The organism is Paraglaciecola sp., from assembly GCF_030730205.1.
In the GTDB taxonomy this organism is placed as follows: domain Bacteria; phylum Pseudomonadota; class Gammaproteobacteria; order Enterobacterales; family Alteromonadaceae; genus Paraglaciecola.
On sequence record NZ_JANQVQ010000086.1, the window covers coordinates 1 to 18555 of the forward strand.

At 42.6% G+C, this 18555-nt stretch carries 16 protein-coding genes; 5 read left to right on the top strand and 11 right to left on the bottom strand.

The window, feature by feature from the left end:
- On the top strand, positions 1-876 hold an 876-nt coding region (locus NWQ57_RS07485; protein ID WP_306021521.1), incomplete at its 5' end, for a FimV/HubP family polar landmark protein.
- Positions 877-1318: 442 nt separating this feature from the next.
- Here NWQ57_RS07485 and NWQ57_RS07490 read toward each other — a convergent pair.
- The 3 genes from NWQ57_RS07490 to NWQ57_RS07500 form a co-directional block, all read right to left on the bottom strand.
- On the bottom strand, positions 1319-2041 hold the full coding sequence (locus NWQ57_RS07490) for a YdiY family protein (protein ID WP_306021522.1): 723 nt from the start codon (positions 2039-2041) through the stop codon (positions 1319-1321).
- Between the two features lie 83 nt (positions 2042-2124).
- A complete protein-coding gene (locus NWQ57_RS07495) occupies positions 2125-2916 on the bottom strand; it encodes a YdiY family protein (protein WP_306021523.1) in 792 nt (263 codons plus the stop codon).
- A 125-nt stretch (positions 2917-3041) separates the two neighbouring features.
- On the bottom strand, positions 3042-3908 hold the full coding sequence (locus NWQ57_RS07500) for an HDOD domain-containing protein (protein ID WP_306021524.1): 867 nt from the start codon (positions 3906-3908) through the stop codon (positions 3042-3044).
- A gap of 212 nt (positions 3909-4120) precedes the next feature.
- Between NWQ57_RS07500 and NWQ57_RS07505 the strand changes: the two genes are divergently transcribed.
- Positions 4121-5041, top strand: a complete 921-nt coding sequence (locus tag NWQ57_RS07505) for an alpha/beta hydrolase (protein ID WP_306021525.1) — start codon at positions 4121-4123, stop codon at positions 5039-5041.
- A 36-nt stretch (positions 5042-5077) separates the two neighbouring features.
- Here NWQ57_RS07505 and NWQ57_RS07510 read toward each other — a convergent pair whose 3' ends face one another.
- From NWQ57_RS07510 to ampD, 8 genes are all read right to left on the bottom strand, one after another.
- Positions 5078-5323, bottom strand: a complete 246-nt coding sequence (locus tag NWQ57_RS07510; protein WP_306021526.1) for a DUF1289 domain-containing protein — start codon at positions 5321-5323, stop codon at positions 5078-5080.
- 346 nt (positions 5324-5669) lie between these two features.
- Positions 5670-7736 (bottom strand): M13 family metallopeptidase, encoded by a 2067-nt coding sequence (locus NWQ57_RS07515; protein ID WP_306021527.1) that lies wholly within the window; start codon positions 7734-7736, stop codon positions 5670-5672.
- A gap of 256 nt (positions 7737-7992) precedes the next feature.
- On the bottom strand, positions 7993-9414 hold the full coding sequence (gene lpdA, locus NWQ57_RS07520; protein ID WP_306021528.1) for a dihydrolipoyl dehydrogenase: 1422 nt from the start codon (positions 9412-9414) through the stop codon (positions 7993-7995).
- Positions 9415-9532: 118 nt separating this feature from the next.
- On the bottom strand, positions 9533-11500 hold the full coding sequence (gene aceF, locus NWQ57_RS07525) for a pyruvate dehydrogenase complex dihydrolipoyllysine-residue acetyltransferase (protein ID WP_306021529.1): 1968 nt from the start codon (positions 11498-11500) through the stop codon (positions 9533-9535).
- 20 nt (positions 11501-11520) lie between these two features.
- Positions 11521-14193, bottom strand: coding sequence for a pyruvate dehydrogenase (acetyl-transferring), homodimeric type (gene aceE / locus NWQ57_RS07530; RefSeq protein ID WP_306021530.1), 2673 nt, complete (start codon positions 14191-14193; stop codon positions 11521-11523).
- A gap of 110 nt (positions 14194-14303) precedes the next feature.
- Positions 14304-15056 (bottom strand): pyruvate dehydrogenase complex transcriptional repressor PdhR, encoded by a 753-nt coding sequence (gene pdhR / locus NWQ57_RS07535; protein WP_306021531.1) that lies wholly within the window; start codon positions 15054-15056, stop codon positions 14304-14306.
- 206 nt (positions 15057-15262) lie between these two features.
- Positions 15263-16084, bottom strand: coding sequence for a beta-lactamase regulator AmpE (ampE, locus tag NWQ57_RS07540; RefSeq protein WP_306021532.1), 822 nt, complete (start codon positions 16082-16084; stop codon positions 15263-15265).
- 52 nt (positions 16085-16136) lie between these two features.
- Positions 16137-16691, bottom strand: coding sequence for a 1,6-anhydro-N-acetylmuramyl-L-alanine amidase AmpD (ampD, locus tag NWQ57_RS07545; protein ID WP_306021535.1), 555 nt, complete (start codon positions 16689-16691; stop codon positions 16137-16139).
- A gap of 96 nt (positions 16692-16787) precedes the next feature.
- On the opposite strand from ampD, the gene NWQ57_RS07550 reads away from it, so the two are divergent.
- The 3 genes from NWQ57_RS07550 to NWQ57_RS07560 all read left to right on the top strand — a co-directional run.
- Complete coding sequence (locus NWQ57_RS07550) at positions 16788-17297, top strand: TIGR02281 family clan AA aspartic protease (RefSeq protein WP_306021533.1); 510 nt, start codon at positions 16788-16790, stop codon at positions 17295-17297.
- 121 nt (positions 17298-17418) lie between these two features.
- Positions 17419-18267 (top strand): carboxylating nicotinate-nucleotide diphosphorylase, encoded by an 849-nt coding sequence (nadC, locus tag NWQ57_RS07555; RefSeq protein WP_306021534.1) that lies wholly within the window; start codon positions 17419-17421, stop codon positions 18265-18267.
- A 169-nt stretch (positions 18268-18436) separates the two neighbouring features.
- The coding region (locus tag NWQ57_RS07560) for a prepilin-type N-terminal cleavage/methylation domain-containing protein (protein WP_306021536.1) at positions 18437-18555 on the top strand (119 nt) is incomplete at its 3' end.

Here is an 18555-nt window from a genome sequence, read left to right on the forward strand (position 1 = left end):
GACGAGTTTGCTGAGCATAATCTGGATGAGCATGGCTTAGATGAAGATGAGTTAGAAAAAGCCTTAGAAGATTTCGAGCATCAGGAACTCGATGAGGTTCTGAAAGATTTGACCTCAGATCAAAAAGGCGGCTTAGACTCCTTAGATGAATTAGAGTTTGGCGCTATCGCTGATGACTATTTTCAACACAAAGCGCAGGATCCGAGCCCTAATCAAGATGAAACCGATGATTCTTTACTTGAGCAAGCATTAGCTGACCTTGATGCCGAGGCAGAAAATCTTAGCGAAGTACAGGATGAAAGTGCCTTAGATGAATTTCCAGGATTGGGTGATTGGTTATCTCAAGACAAAGAATTAGATCCAAAGGATAAAAAAGACAAGCAATTACAGAGTAATGCTGAGGATGAATCTGTACTTGATGAAATTGAAGAAGCTAATTTTGATGAATTATTAGATGCTATTGACATCAGCAACGATGACGAAAACGATGGCTTGGATATTTCAGCTCTGTTATCTGAGCCCACTGCAGAAGACGAAGTTGTGTCAAACGAATTGCTCAATAATACCGACGAAGATGACTTTTTAGACGTTGAAGCATTGTTAAACGATAGCTTCGATGAAGAAGAGGATTCTTTGGCAGCTAAGGATTTAGACTTGTCAGCACCTCTGGCTTCATTCTTTGGTGATCCTACAGAGGGCGAAGGGGTTGATGTTGACGATGACAGTGGTTTTGGCGCTAAGTTAGATCTTGCTCATGCCTATATTGAAATTGGCGAACACGACTCTGCTGTAGAACTATTACAAGACATCATTGAAAATGGCAGTGAGCAACAGGTCATCGAAGCCAAGAGTGTATTAGCGAATCTTGCTGAATAGAAGAAAATTAATACGCTTTTTGTCCAAATGGGGGATATCAGCTCTTTATCTGGCAACACAGAATCGTCTTCACTGAACAAGGTTTGCTAAGAAAAACACATTCCCAATGACGACACTAGCGAGTTATTAAGACCACTAGATACCTTACAGCCGGCTCTGAATCATTACTAAGTTCAGAGCGAAGATGCTATTTTTTGGGAAGCCAAAGGATAGTAATGGAAAGGTGCTAGTGCTAGTGGCGCTTTAGTCCAAATGCTAACTCGCAAGTAAGGATAGACCAATATGCCAACCGCAGCGTTCTGACCAGTACGTAGTCTTTTACATCAGCTTACTGTCGTCTACAACAATAGATGTTGGCGCTTGTTGAGTACTGATGGGATCCGAAGTCTATAGATACAAAAACGCCGGCTAAATTAGCCGGCGTTTTTGATGAATTTATTTCTTAAAAGAAAGTGTAAACCACGGTGACCGCAGTTTGAGTATCTAGGTTCTCTTTACCCTCAGCCACATCAGTGTTGTGATCCATTAATAACGATACTTTCAAAGACAGCGAATCATTAATCTTGGCAGATAATGAGGTCTCTGATTTAGATTTAGTATTATTACTACCTACTTCCGTAGATAGTATTTGTTTGAAAGTCGCGTTATCTGACACTTTCCATTGATAGTCTAGTGCGCCACGTACGATTAAGCCGTTTTCAGATTCGCCTTCAGAGGTTTTTGCAAATGAATAACCAGGACCGATACTGTAGCTAAATCTGCTTGAAGGGTCATCCCATAGCTTTTGTTGCCAACCCACTGCAAGTGTGGCTTGATAGTCGTAACTGCTGAACTTGTCATCAGCATACGAAGCGAAACCAAACAAACGGTGATCAGGATTTTCTAACTTATAGTTACCCTGAGCGGACATAAAGTATTTTTGCGCAGTCGTTTGCGATTCACCCGCAACGTCATCTTTTTTGTAAAGACCTTCAACTACAAAGTCATTACTCCACATTTCTAACTCTTGATGCGCAGCTAGCTTACCTTTGAAAGACGTAGTCTCTGTATTACCCGTGGTAGAGATAAAACCAAATTCGCCATCCATCGACAAAGGTTTCACTTCGTCGGCAGCGAGAGTGCCATAGGAGGCGAGAAGGCCTAAAACTAGCAGTGTTTTTTGCATGGAAAATATCCTTAATATAATTAAATCCAAAAATTGAATAGTTGAAGAGGTAAATATGGCAATATTTTACGCTAATAAATGGCTCAGAAAAACTGATAAACCAGAGTAACGGCTGTTTCTGTGTCTAATTCTTCCGTTTCTTGACTGACACCCGTATCGTGATTCACCACAAACGTCAGTTTCATGGCCAATGAGCCATTTATTTTAGTTGATAAAGACGTTTCTGATTTAGTTTTTGTCGAATCACTCGCTGCTTCGGCGCTGACAAATTGCCTGAATGTCGCTTGTTTATTGAATTTATGTTTGTACTCAAAGGCCGCCCTAACAATAATTCCTTGATCATCGGCTAAGTTTTTATTGGATTCATACTTAGATACTGAGTAACCAGGACCAATGCTGTATTTCAATTCGCTGATATCATCTCGCCATAAACGGGATGTCCAACCTGCGGCAACCGCCGTTTGATAATCAAAGCCACTAAAACGATTGTCTTCATATTCTCCATATATAAATACCCGATTGTTGGGGTCGAGTAATTTATAGTCAATTTGGCTTGATAGAAAAAGTTTTTGTGCCGAAGTGGCTGATACATTCTCACCATCAATTTCCGTAGCACTGCGCTTATACAAAAAATCACTGATGATCTGGTAACTCCAATGGGTAAGTTCTTGACTGGCATTGATTTTAGCGGTGACGGACGAGGTACTGGTATTGCCGGAAGCTTCGACTAATCCAAACTCGCCTATCATCGACATTTCGCTATCTTCGCCAATGGCGTAGCTTGGCTTCTCAGCCATATATAATGAGCGCATTATATTTAGCTGAGCATGACTGTGCCACGCGCAAAAAGTCAGTAATAGGAGGAGTTTTTTCATTAAAAATACAAATTTAACTGCCAATTAAAAAGCAGGAGGCATTGTATAAAACTAATGCAGCATTGTGCAAAGTTAATACTCAATAAAATTCGGTAATTACACTTTATTTACCTTGTTTTTTAATTCTACTTAGCCTTTGGTTGCATTAAGGTAATTATATTATCCGCTTCCATTAGCGCATATTTAACAGCCGCATTAAGATCGTAATTTTCTAAATTTAATGCGCTAATCACTGTAGGGGGCACAAGCTGATGAGGTGTATAAAGATGTTGATTGGCCAACGCAATACCTGCCCTAGCAGCACAAAAAATGACTGCGATCTCTTTATCTTTTAGGGCCTTTATTTCATCATGAATATGTTCAATAGGTAAATACAACTGAGAAGGTAAGCGCCACACTTGCATTAATTCTGCGCTGCATTTCGCAAAGTCAAAGCCCATTAATTCTTGTTGTTTGTGCCAAGGACAGATTTTAGCATCGTATTGATTGCATTTTATTACTAATTCAGGCGCTTGTACGGCAACTAAAAGCTCCCCAATATTATGCAACAAACCCAGTACAAAAAAGCGCTCACTTCCCCTAATTCGGGCAATTTTTGCTAAATGTTTGGCAACTAAGCCAGCATAAACGCTTTGTAGCCAAAACCGTTTCAAATCAATCACGTCACTACTGAAATGTTCGAAGGCCGAGCTGGCGGTTTCGGCCATAACTAAATTATATAAAGCTTCACCACCAATCACGCTAATTGCTTTTGTGAGGGTATCTACTTGTGACTCAAAACGGAATAAAGATGAATTAGCTAATTTTAATAACTTAGAGGATAGCGAAGGATCTAAGGCAATAAGCTCTCCTATCTCCTCTAAACTGCTATTGTCATTATCCAGCATCGCGCGAATTCGTATGCAAATATCAGGCAACACGAAGGACTGGCTTGCAATTTTAGCTACATCTTTGGGGGTTATTGTCAGCATTGGCACATTACGTCTTTCCACGGTTGACCTTATTATAAACAGTTAGCGCATTAATTGAGAGTTACTTTGTCAATAATGCTTAATATTTATGAACTTGCACCACGAAAAAATTTTATTTTTCTGCTTTGCAATTGTCTTTAGTTTGGACAGATATTGATATTATGAGACTGACTTTTACTGAGTAAATGAGTAAGCTAGTTGCTAACTATAAAAGAATTTTTCGACTGAAAATTGTGAAGACAAGTAATCTAGATGTACAGCACAGTAATGAAAAACAGGTTCATGCCAACGGCCTACTGATAAATTTCGACAGCTTTGGTGAGCGCAGCAATCCTGCTGTCGTCTTAATTATGGGCTTGGCTACACAAATGATTTTTTGGGATGAAGCGTTTTGCCGAGCTTTAGCCAGTAAGGGTTTTTGGGTTGTGCGTTTTGATAATCGAGATATTGGTAAAAGTAGCTGGCTAAACAAGGATAAAATTCCTAAGTCATGGGCATTTTTAATGAATGTACTATTTGCTAAGAAGTTAAAAGCAAGTTACCAACTCACTGATTTAGCCCAAGATACTGTGGGTTTAATGGATGCACTAGAAATTGAAAAGGCACACATCGTTGGGGCATCGATGGGTGGCATGATTGCACAACTAATTGCAATTGAGGCACCGCAAAGGGTGCTAAGTCTTACGTCTATTATGTCTACGACTGGAGATCGGTCTTTACCCAGAGCGAGCAATACAACTGCTTTACAACTTTTGGCAACACCCGCCAAAGAAAAAACAGCTTATCTTAAGCAAGCCACCAAGGTTTGGCGAATCCTGCACGGTACTCATTACCCCTTTGAGCAAGAAAGAATCACTCATTTATTACGTTGCTCTAGGGAGAGGGGATTTAATCCTGACGGAATAAGTCGCCAATTTGCCGCTATTTTAAGTGCAGCGGATCGGACATCTGCCTTGCGTCAATTAACTAAGCCAACATTAGTGATACATGGCGATATTGACCCTTTGGTACCGGTTGAATGTGGCGTCGCTACTGCGAACGCAATTCCACAAGCCAAACTTAAAATTTATCCTGGAATGGGCCACACTATCCCTGTTGAAGTCGCACTTGATGTTATTAATGAAATAGTTGAACTAGCAAAGAGCGCAAACTGAATCGCTTGTCATGGGTTTATCCCAAACGAGGCTTCATTATTCAAATAAGTCAGTTTGCTTTTGCTCTTCTTTACTTTGCGCTTGTTTAGACTTTGCCTGATTAGCGCGTTTTTTGCGTAAGGCACAGGCTTTAATAATTGCACTTTGCACATTCTCTTCTAGTTTAGTCCAATGTAATCTCTCATCTCGCGAGCGAAAGCAACCCAAGCAATAACCCTTCGGGCCAGATTGGCAAACGCCTATACAAGGACTGGTTATTTCAAAAATTTCAATCTGTTTCAAACCACACCTCAACAGATAAAACGCCGGGGAATATCCTGATTAGATAGTAGATAGGTACTGCGAGATAGTAAATAGCAAAGAGTCAGCGCTAGTCCTAAACGTAGCGTTGGTCGTTTTGATTTTTTACTGTGTTGCTTTGATACCATGCGGTGATCGGCGGCATCCTAAATTTGGGTTTATAAACGGATAAGCTAACTAGGCTGATGTTAATCAACACCCTAAATATACGCTAACTGCGGTTGTCTTTGAGCAGTTTTGGGCCTGGGTAGTATCATCGTCAACGCTTTTAAATGTAAAAAGCCCAAACAAGGCAGGGCTTGAATGGGCTTGTTAAGCAAAAGGTAAATTACCAGATTTTTACACGATCTTCTGGTTTAAGGTACATGCCATCACCTTCTTTTACGTCGAAGGCTTGATAAAAAGCGTCAACGTTTGGCGCGATACCATTTACCCGAAATTCGCCCGGTGAGTGGGGGTCGCTTAACAGTTGTGCTCGCAACGCATCTTCACGTGATTTGCTGCGCCACACTTGGGCATAACCCATAAAGAAACGTTGGGCGCCAGTTAAATTATCGATAACCTTTGCTTCCTCACCATTTAATGACATTTGATACGCTTTATAACCAATGGTTACGCCGGCTAGATCACCGATATTTTCACCTAAGGTCAAACTACCATTCACATTCTGACCTTCAATAGGCTCAAAAGCGTCGTACTGCGCTACTAACTTTTTACCAAGCGCATCAAAGGCTTCACGATCTGCATCAGTCCACCAACTACGAAGATTACCTTGTCCATCGTATTTAGAACCCTGATCATCAAAACCATGACCAATTTCATGACCAATCACAGCGCCTATTGCACCATAGTTAACCGCATCTTCAGCGTTCATATCAAAAAATGGCGGTTGTAAAATACCTGCTGGAAATACAATTTCATTTCTGACAGGGCTGTAATAGGCATTGATGGTTTGTGGGGTCATGCCCCAGTCTGCTTTATCGACAGGTTTGCCAATTTTTTCAACGTCTTCCATGTGGTCAAATTCAGCGTAACGTAAGTAGTTTCCGACCAAGTCATCTGCTTTTATTTCTAAGCCTGAATAATCGCGCCATTTACTTGGATAACCAATTTTAGGCGTAAAAGACGCCAGTTTTTCAAGGGCTTTTACTTTTGTTTCTTCACTCATCCAATCAAGTTGTTGAATGCTTTCACCGTAGGCTTTAATTAAATTTTGAACGAGCTCGTCCATTTTTGCCTTGGCTTCAGGTGTAAAGTAACGTTCAACATATTGTTGACCAAGCACTTCACCTAGTACACCGCTTGTGGCGTTTACTGCGCGCTTCCAACGTGGTTGTTGCTCAGGAATACCGTTTAACGTGGTTGAGTGAAAAGCAAAGTGCAAATCAACAAAGTCTTGGCTCAGACGGCTGGCGTACGCGTCGACCAAATTAAAGGTTAAGTAGTCTTTCCACGTTTGTAAGTCGTGTTTAGTCATAATGTCGCTAATATGCTCAAAATAGGGCATGTTTCGCACCACCATTTTTTCTACTGAACCGATGCCACTTGCGTCCGCGTAGGCCTGCCAATCAAATCCAGTAAATAGCACTTTAACTTCGTCTTTACTGCGATTGTTATAATTTTTTTCGGCATCACGACTCTCTACTCGAGAAATGTGTTTTGCGGCAATATCTTTTTCCAAGGCCATAATGCGTGAGGCTGCGTCTTCTGGATTTGCTGTGCCAGCCTTAGCAAGTAATTCAGCCATATATTTTTCAGCGGCAATACGAAAATCAAGGTACTTCTGATCGTCTTTGCTGTAATAATCTCTGTCAGGTAAAGTCAGACCTGCTTGATACAAATACATGGTCGTTATATTTGGATCTTTGGCATCTGGTGAGGTGTAGTAGTTGAACGGACCGCCCACGCCAAGCACATAAAGTTCGCCCATTTTTTGAGCCAGTTCAGTTGGCGTTTTGATTGCTGCAATGGCATCAATATATGACTGCAGTGGGCTTAAACCTAATTCATTTGCTTTATCAAGGTTCATGTAGCTGTTGTACATGTCACCCAGCTTCTGTGTATTTGAACCACTTTGGGCCTGTGTATTGGCGGCTTCTTGGATCAGAGATTTTAGATTTTCTTGAGTATTGTCATACAAGACATTAAACACGCCATAACGACTTTTATCAGCAGGAATGTCAGTGGTGTTTAACCAGTGGCCATTCACATGGCGAAATAAATCATTCTGCGCAGCAACGGTTTGATCAACTGCAGTCAAATCGATACCCGAAACCATAGGGACTTTTTGTTCTACGGCTCGAGGTTGCTCAGGTTCTGTTTTCGATGCTGGGCTACAAGCGGCTAAACCTAGGGCCACTGATACACTAATAGCAAGCATACTAAATTTGTTCATCTGTCTTCCTTCATGGGAGCAAGTTATAGGGGATTACACCTTCTTGCTCTTATTATTGTGAGAGTAAAAATCGCAGTGAGTCTACTGCTTGCGACTTTAGCTTGCAAAATGTTGTGTATTTAAAGTGTGAATAATTGTTACAAGTGTTGGTTAACAAACACCTTGATAGAATGGGACAAGAGGGGGATGTAAATTGAGTTATGCAAAAAAAAGGGCCCCAAATCAGGCCCTTTGTGATTGAGTGCTTAGAAAAAGTTTATTTTTTCTTCGCTTTCGGATTAGGTAAATCAGTAATGCTACCTTCGTACATTTCTGCCGCTAAACCGATAGATTCGTTTAGAGTAGGGTGAGCATGAATGGTTAATGCGATATCTTCTGCATCAGCGCCCATTTCGATCGCTAAACCTATTTCACCTAACATCTCACCCGCGTTAATACCAACAATGGCACCACCAACGATACGGTGAGTATCTTTATCGAAAATAAGCTTAGTCATCCCTTCAGTGCGGCCAGAAGCAATTGCTCGGCCAGAAGCAGCCCAAGGGAAGGTCGCACTTTCAACCTTTAAACCTTGCTCTTTGGCTTCTTTTTCAGTGACACCTACCCATGCCATTTCAGGATCGGTGTAAGCAACTGAAGGAATGCATTTAGGATCAAAGTAATGCTTGAGGCCTGAAATAACTTCAGCAGCAACATGACCTTCATGCACCGCTTTGTGAGCAAGCATTGGCTGACCAATTAAATCACCAATTGCAAAAATATGGTTTACGTTAGTACGTAACTGCTTGTCTACACTAATAAAACCGCGGTCGTCAACAGCAACGCCGGCTTTATCGGCATCCAGTAATTTACCATTTGGACGACGACCAACAGCAACCAATACTTTGTCGTAGCGTACTGCTTCGCTAGGGGCCTGCTTACCTTCAAAGCTCACATATAAACCATCATCTTTGGCTTCTACACCCGTGACCTTGGTTTCTAACATGACATTGAATTTGTCTTTAACAAATTTTTGGTAAACCTTAACGACGTCTTTATCTGCGGCGGGTACAAGTTGATCTAAAAATTCAACAACATCAATTTGAGAACCCAAAGCACGATATACCGTACCCATTTCTAAACCGATGATACCACCACCCAACACTAACATTTTTTCAGGGATGTCAGCCATTTCAAGGGCGCCGGTCGAGTCAATTACGCGAGGATCATCTTTAGGGATAAACGGTAAGCTAACCGGTTCAGAACCTGCTGCAATGATGGCGTTGTCAAACGTAATGACTGTTTTACCGTCTTTACCTTCTACTTCTAGAGTATTACTACCAGTAAACTTTCCATAACCTTGCACGTGTTTCACTTTGCGCATTTTTGACATACCAGATAGACCTTTGGTCAACTGGCTTACTACGCTGTCTTTCCAACCGCGTACTTTATCTAAATCGATTTTTGGCTCACCAAATACTACACCGTGGGAGGCCATTTCTTTGGCATCGTCGATAACTTTTGCTACGTGAAGTAGGGCTTTTGAAGGGATACAACCTACGTTTAAACAAACACCACCTAGTGTCTCTCGGGCGTCGACGATTACAGCTTCAATTCCTAAATCAGCAGCACGAAATGCCGCAGAATATCCACCAGGACCTGCGCCTAATACTACTAACTGGGTTTTAATTTCGCTCATTGTGACCTCAATCTCTTTAAAATTTTTTATTTGCTTTGTATGGGCGACGAAATTCTACCTAGTCGCCCGTGAGTTAGCAAAGAAAAGGCGTGAAAACACGCCATTTCTTTTATATTTGTTATAACAACATTTGACGAATATCACCCAGCACATTGCTCAAGTGAACGACAAATCTTGCGCCAACGGCACCATCAATAACGCGATGGTCATAAGACAATGATAAAGGCAGCATCAAACGCGGTTCGAAGTCCTTACCATTCCACTTAGGTTTCATCTCGCTCTTAGATACTCCTAAAATGGCAACATCTGGCGCATTCACAATTGGAGTAAATGCCGTACCACCAATTCCACCTAAACTTGAAATCGTAAAACAACTGCCTTGCATATCAGCGGCTTTGAGTTTTCCGTCTCGCGCTTTAATACTGATTTCAGTTAACTCACGAGATAACTCATAGATGCCTTTTTTATCAACATCGCGCACCACTGGAACCACTAATCCGCCGGGCGTTTCTACCGCAATACCAATATGGTAATACTTTTTCTGAATTAAGCTTTCACCTGATTCGGATAAAGACGTATTAAATACAGGGTAGGCTTTCATTGCATCGGCTACGGCTTTCATCATAAACACTAGAGGCGTTATTTTTACCCCTAACTTACGTTTCTCAGCGACGGCATTTTGCTCTTTACGGAAGTCTTCGAGTGCTGTGATATCTGCCTCATCAAACTGAGTAACGTGAGGGATCGTGACCCAGTTTCTGTGTAAATTAGGACCAGAAATCTTCTGAATGCGGGTTAATGGTACTTCTTCAATTTCCCCAAACTTACTAAAGTCCACTTTAGGCGCTGCAAGAACTTGTAAACCGCCTGAACCGCCGGCAGACACTGAGTTATTGGTTGCTTTGGGACGAGATAATTCATATTTAACAAAGGATTGAACGTCTTCTTTAAGAACCCGCTTTTTAGGGCCGGTACCGCTAACCTGAGTTAAATCTACGCCAAACTCACGCGCTAAACGACGCACTGATGGTGATGCATGCACTTTACCGCCTTTACCCATATCACCAGCAGAAGGATGGTGAGGTACAGGGGGCGCTTTCGGTGCAGATGATGCAGGAGCAACAGCAGGTTTAGCTGGGGCCGCATCAGCCTTAGCAGCAGGGGCCGGAGCAGGACTACTGCCAGCAACTTCTAGCAATAATACTAAGCTGCCCTGCGATACTTTGTCGCCCACTTTCACTTTCACTTCTTTGACCGTACCCGCTTTAGGCGCTGGTACGTCCATGGTTGCTTTATCAGTTTCTAAGGTAATTAAGCCTGTTTCAGCGTCAATTTTGTCGCCAGCTTTCACCAATACTTCGATAACATCGACGTCTGTGTCACCACCGATATCAGGAACGCTAACTTCGATGACTTCACTCGCTGAACTTGTTTGTGCCGGAGCTGCTTCTGCTTTTGGCGCTTCGGCCTCAGCTGCGGCCGGTGCACTGCCTGCTACTTCAAGCAAAAGCACTAAGCTGCCTTGAGACACCTTGTCGCCAACCTTAATTTTAAGTTCTTTAACCACACCAGCTTTTGGCGCAGGCACATCCATGGTTGCTTTATCGGTTTCAAGGGTAATTAAACCTGTTTCTGCATCGATTTTGTCACCGACAGAAACCAATACTTCAATAACGTCCACGTCGGTGTCGCCACCAATGTCTGGTACGGTTACTTCAATAACTTCAGCCTCAGCAGAACCTTGCGAAGCGGGAGCACTAGCAGGCTCTTCCTTAGCTTCACTTTTGCTTGGTTCAACCGCTTCTTTCGTCGGAGCAGGTTCTGATTTTTGAGAGCTGGCTTGTGCAGCCGCAGCAGTCATCTTCATGATCAATGAATCTTGACTGACTTTGTCTCCCACTTTCACCAAGATATCACTTATCTTGCCACCAAAAGGAGCAGGGATATCCATACTGGCTTTGTCACTTTCAACGGTGATAAGTGATGCTTCTGCGTCTACGTCGTCACCAACAGCGACACAGATTTCTATTACTTCAACTTCATCGCCACCGACATCTGGTACCAATACATCTCTTAACTCTGACATTTTGATCGTCTCCAATTCGGTTATGCGTAAAGCGGGTTAATCTTGTTGCCGTCAATGGCAAATTCTTTCAAAGCGTCAACCAAGACTTTTTTGTCGAGGTCACCGGCTTTCACTAGCTCGCGTATTGATGCGATAGCAATGAAGGCAGGATCCACTTCAAAGTGACGACGCAAGTTTTCGCGACTGTCCGAACGGCCGTAACCGTCAGTACCTAACACTTTATATTGGCCTGGTACAAATGCTCTAATCTGATCGGTGTAAGCTTTTACATAATCAGTCGCCGCAATCGTTGGACCTTTACTGCCTTTGTTCAATACTTGTGTCACATAAGGAATGCGCTCTGTCCCTTCTGGATTCAGCATGTTGTAATGCTCACAATCTAAGCCATCACGGCCTAATTCGTTGAACGAGGTCACGCTGTAAACTTCAGAACTAATACCAAATTTCTCGTCAAGTAAAGTCGCCGCAGCGCGCACTTGTTGCAAAATGGTGCCAGAACCCAAGAGTTTGACAGACAGTTTATTTTTGCTATTGCCCACTGAATCCAGTAGATAAATACCTTTAACGATACCCTCTGCTGAGCCTTCAGGCATAGCAGGTTGTACGTAGTTTTCATTCATGACTGTAAGGTAATAGAAGACGTTTTCTTGCTCTTCAAACATACGGCGCATACCGTCTTGCACAATAACCGCCACCTCATACCCATACGTTGGATCATATGTAATGCAATTTGGAATGAGCGATGCTTGAGTATGTGACTGACCATCTTGGTGCTGTAGACCTTCACCATTGAGTGTGGTTCGCCCTGCAGTACCACCAATTAAAAAACCTCTGGTTTGGCTGTCACCCGCGGCCCACGCCATATCGCCGACTCGTTGGAAACCAAACATTGAGTAGTAGATATACACCGGTATCATGGGTAAATCATTGGTTGAATAGGATGTACCTGCAGCCACCCAAGATGCCATAGCACCGAGCTCGTTAATGCCTTCTTGTAATACTTGGCCCTTAGTATCTTCACGATAATAAGCAACTTGGTCAGCATCTTGTGGCACGTATTTTTGCCCTTGGTTAGCGTAAATACCCACCTGACGGAATAGACCTTCCATACCAAATGTACGAGCTTCGTCAGGAATAATAGGTACAACTCGTGACCCAACTTTTTTGTCTTTCAACATCACAGTAAGTACACGTACAAAGGCCATGGTCGTAGAAATCTCACGATCACCTGAGCCTTTGGTAATGGCATCAAAGGCAGACAATGGTGGAGCTGGGAGGTTTTCAGCGCTTTTTGCTAAACGGCGTGGCATATAGCCATGCAAGGCTTCACGACGACTGCGCATATACTTCATTTCTGCGCTGTCTTCGTCAAACTTGTAATAAGGAAATTCTGACAACTCTTCGTTATTTAATGGAATATTAAAACGGTCGCGAATGTGTTGTATCGCTTCCATATCCATTTTCTTCACGTTGTGTGCAATGTTTTTACCTTCGCCTGCAGAGCCCATGCCGTAACCTTTAACCGTTTTGGCAAGAATAACTTGTGGACGGCCCTTGGTTTCAGTAGCGCGTTTATAAGCGGCATAAACTTTAACTGGATCATGGCCACCACGATTTAAACGCCAAATGTCATCGTCAGACATGTTAGCTACCATGTCTTTGGTTTCAGGGTATTTGCCAAAGAAATGCTCACGGGTATAGGCGCCGCCTTTGGCTTTGTAGTTTTGATACTCACCGTCAACGGTGTTGTTCATAATATCAAGTAGTTTACCGGAGGTATCACGGGCCAATAATGGATCCCAATAGCGACCCCAAATGACTTTAAATACTTCCCAGCCAGCGCCGCGGAAGGTGCCTTCGAGTTCTTGGATAATTTTACCGTTACCACGCACTGGGCCATCTAAACGCTGTAAATTACAGTTAACCACAAACGTTAAGTTGTCTAAACCTTCGCGAGTTGCAAGGCCGATAGCGCCCAAGCTTTCTGGCTCATCAACTTCACCGTCACCCATAAAACACCACACGCGCTGTTCAGAACAGTCTTTTAAGCCACGGTTAGTTAAGTATTTTAAGAAGCGCGCTAAGTAGATAGCTTGCATTGGTCCCAAGCCCATTGATACGGTCGGGAACTGCCAGAAATCAGGCATTAATTTAGGGTGGGGGTAGCTTGATAAACCTTTACCGTCGACTTCTTGTCTAAAGCCATCAAGTTGATCTGCGCTTAAACGGCCTTCAATAAAGGCTCGCGAATAAATACCAGGAGATACATGGCCTTGAACGAACAAAAAGTCGCCGCCATCTTTTTCGTTTGGTGCGCGGAAAAAGTGGTTGAAACCAACATCATACAACATGGCAGAAGAAGCAAAACTAGAAATGTGGCCACCAAGGTCAAGGTCTTTTTTGGAGCCGCGAACTACCATCATCATCGCATTCCAACGGATCGCGTTACGGATCTTGGTTTCGATAGTCTGGTCACCAGGCATAGTCGGTTCTTGACCTGCAGGGATAGTGTTCAAATAAGCAGTTGTTGCATCGTAAGGTAAATGTGCTCCATTGCGACGCGCTTTTTCAATCAAACTCTCTAGGAGAAAATGCGCACGTTCAACGCCTTCTTCTTCTAATACAGTTTCTAGCGAGTCTAACCACTCTTGGGTTTCTTGTGGATCCACATCCGAATGCATCATATCAGCCATGGTGCTTTCCTATTTTAGTTTGTTAATGGTGAACTTATTAAAGCCTACAAGGATAGTTTAATTTCCTATATTGGCATCTATTTTCAATAAGTTGTTTAGTATTCGTACCTTTACTTCACTTCTATACGACGCAAAGCACGTTGCATACGCATATCTTGTCGATTAATGTTCAACAAGGTTTCTTCTATAAAAGCTAAATGTTCATTACTAGCCTGACGAGCTTGCTCTGGATCACCAGACAAAATTGCCTGAACAATTTTCTCTCGTTGTCGATTGATCATCAGTTGTGCATCAGAATGAGCAGATAGTACCTCTAAGTTTCGTTGAATGTTGTCTTGCAACATTGTTTGTAAGCTGCGCATAACGTGCAATAAAACAAGGTTATGCGCCGCCCCGGCCATTGTCAGATAAAAACTAACAAGTGCCTTTGCTTCAATACTTTTGTCCGCAGAGTTAGCACCGAGAGGCAAATCGACTAAGGCTTTTTTCAGAGCCGTGTAATCGTCAGGTTGTCCGCGTAAAGCGGCATAATATGCTGCCATACCCTCTAGAGCATGACGAAACTCTAATAAATCAAATTGCATCTCTGGTCTGTCAGACAGCAGCAATAATAAAGGGTCGGTAATTAACTCATTTAATTTGGGTTTAACAAATGTGCCACCACCTTGTTTACGCTCAACCAGATTTTTTGCTTCTAATTTTTGAATGGCCTCACGCACAGAGGGCCGTGATACCGCAAATTTCTCAGCAAGTTCTCGTTCAGGGGGGAGTTTTTGCCCAGCCAAAAACGTACCTTCGAGTATCATGGACTCAATCTGCTCCATAATATCGTCGGATAATTTTCTTGATTGAACTTTGCGCATTGCCACCCTAGAGGTTACCGTTATCAGCATAAAGGCTGACGTAGTAACCGTGGTAAATTGGTAAGACCATTTAGCCCACTAGCTTATTAGACATTTTAAGTCGAGTAAATAGTGGTTTATAAATCTAGATGATGTTTAGCTGATATTCAGTTGCATCACCTTGATTTATATCCAATTTAGTTGAGGTTTGGCAGTGGTCTGATCAGCTAATTTATCCAGCCCGTTAAGGTTAAAAGGGCAATCGCAACTAAAATAAACTTGACGTTTCGCTTGGCTAATCGAACCAAGGTACACGGTTCTTCTGTACAATCATTTTCATCTAGTTCAATTTCTTCGGCTTGTCTTGCGACATCAAGTAGCAAGTTTTTAGCGCTGATATGAGGATTTAGTACATAACTGAGCCACGTTGGAAATGCTCGAGAAAAATGGCCGACTAACAAAAAGCCTAAAGCCGTGATCCTCACTGGCAGCCAATCCAGAATATGCATTACCTGTTGGGTCACTGATGCACCGGGCTGTTGAGTGGATTGAAGTTGTTTGTTGACTTCTCTGGCCAATACATAAAGCAGAGCGCCAGCTGCGCCAAGAGCAGTAAACCATAAAATAACGGCAGCATAATGCAGGTAGTTTTGCCAGACCAAGTTACGACCAAAAGATTCCATGCCTTCGTCGTCGTTGCTCAATTGTTCGGCGTAAAGGCTACACGCTTCTAAGTCGCCGCGATTTGCTGCTTGTAAATAACATTTATAGGTTGCACGAACGGCAGGACACCCTACGCAAACCATTAGTATTGCTGTACTGATGATAAATGCTATGAGACCTGCGGCCAGATATTGCACCAACACAAAAACAACGATGGGCGGAACGAGTATTAAGGCTAAGCCGCCATAATTGTTAGTAGAATCGGCATTTTGTTTTGTCGTTAAAGACGAAAACAAGTGATTAAAATAGAACTCAAATTGCCAATAACGCGATTTTGTTGTTACACGCTCAACCAGTAAGACCAAAAGCAAACTGATTATTGTCATAAGACATTTTCTCCGAATTAAATAAGGGCTTCAATATAACACTTATCATTGATTAAAGGGCACTAAGACCTTGGCGAAACAAAGGCCAATCAAAGGCAACTCCTGGATCGCTTTTGCGTAGTGGGGCAATGTCACAATGTCCGACGATGCGGGCTAAGGTTATGTGAGGAAAAAGAGCCATTATATAGTGGCTTAATTTAAGCAAACTTGCATATTGCGCATTGGTATAGGCAATATGATCAGCCCCTTCTAATTCAATACCAATCGAATAATCATTACAGATACTGCGCCCCTGAAAACTCGATTTGCCTGCATGCCAAGCACGATGGTTAAAGGGCACAAACTGCACAACTTCGCCATTGCGTTTTATTAAACAATGAGCAGAAACTCGCATGTCAGCAATAAGTTCAAAATACGGATGTCGACTTTTATCCAATTTTCCGCAAAAAAACGCTTCGATATCCTTGCCGCCAAATTGCTCAGGCGGCAAGGAAATATTATGAATAACCAACAAAGAAACATCCTCAGGGTCGGGTCTGTCATCATAATGACTCGTCACGCACTGTAAAGCAGCGGGGTAAAAATTCGAGTGAGATGAATGATTGATAAGCTGGCTTCTTCTAAAAGTATCTTCAGGCAGCTATCATAGCAAACAGCACGAAGTTTAAGTCAAGCGACACGCAATTTTTACATAGGAGCCCCCTTGTCTGAGCAACAAAGTAGTATGGGAAAGTGGATGATGGTTTTTGCTTGGATATCTGGTTTAGCCTTGCTGGTCTTGGTATTCGATGAGCAATTAGAAGCGCAGTTTAATCCTAATCGTCAACCAATATCAGCTAACGATAAAGGCGTAATTGAAGTAAAACTGCAGCAAAACCGCAGCGGCCATTACGTGACAAATGGTACAGTTAACCATGAGCCGGTGGTGTTTTTACTCGATACCGGTGCTACCCATGTTTCTGTACCTCAACACTTAGCCAATCGATTACAACTAAAGGCGGGGGCCTTGTATCCTGTGCAAACAGCTAATGGCGTGATAAATGTTGCCCAAACGTCTATCGCTCAGCTTGCTATCGGTGATATTCAGTTGTTTGATGTTAAAGCCAGTATCAATCCATCGGATCAAAGTGATGAGATTTTGTTAGGCATGAGCGCACTTCGGCAGCTAGAGTTTACCCAAAAAGGGCAGTGGTTAATTTTGCGTTCTTTGTAGAAGCGGCCTTAGCCGCTAAAAAGCGTTAACATAGAACGCGTCATTGCTTGATACCACCTCATCTACCAGCATCAGATGTCAATAGCAGGTAGTAACGCGTCCCACATTAAAAAGAGAAAACATGTTACAAGATCATATTAAACAAACGGTGAGTTTTGCCTTATTCGAAGATTTAGGTGGCAAGTCAATTGAGACGGGTGACATTACCGCTAACTTAATTCCAAGTACTCAAATGATAAAGGCCGAAGTGATTACAAGGGAGCCCTGCGTGCTCGCTGGCGCGCAGTGGGTAAACGAAACCTTTTTGCAAGTCGACCCCAATATAAAGGTGACATGGTTTGCCAAAGATGGTGAGCAGCTCAAGCCTAATCAAGCCATCTTTCAAGTCAGTGGTGCCGCACGGGCGATTTTGACCGCAGAACGAACGGCCTTAAACTTTTTACAAACCCTAAGCGCCACTGCTACACAAGTAGCGACCTGCGTAGCTGAACTCGCGGGCTCGAAAACGAAGTTATTAGACACCCGTAAAACCTTACCTGGTTTGCGACTCGCACAAAAATATGCCGTTACGTGCGGTGGCGGTTTTAATCATCGTATCGGTTTATACGATGCATTTTTAATTAAAGAAAATCACATAATGGCCTGTGGCTCAATCAAGCAAGCGGTGACGCAGGCTAAACTGCAACACGCTGAGCTACCTGTTGAGGTGGAAGTAGAAAACTTAGATGAGTTGACTCAAGCCATTGATGCAGGGGCCGATATTGTCATGTTAGATAATTTCAGTATCGAATTGATTGAACAAGCGGTTAACGTTAATCAAGGCCGCAGCAAACTTGAAGTATCTGGAAATGTAACTAAAGAACGCTTACGCGCCTTGTCAGCCACTGGGGTAGATTATATTTCGTCAGGTGCGCTCACTAAAAACGTGGCGGCTATTGACTTATCGTTGCGGGTTATTGCATCGCAGTAAATTGAGTTCATTTTCATACTTCAGACTTGAGTATATTTTTGCATACTTGTCAGAATGTTAAGTCGTTCTATACTGAACAGGAATTTAAAGAACGCCATTAAGCAGGGCACTGTGATTGGCACAAACTTGTAAAACCCTAATGCACTAATAAAGTGTTGGAGAAAACACCATGAACATGACTCAAATGAACAACGTAAAAAAACAAGGCGGCTTCACGTTAATCGAATTAATGATTGTTGTTGCCATCATCGGTATCTTGGCCATGATCGCATTGCCTGCTTATCAAAC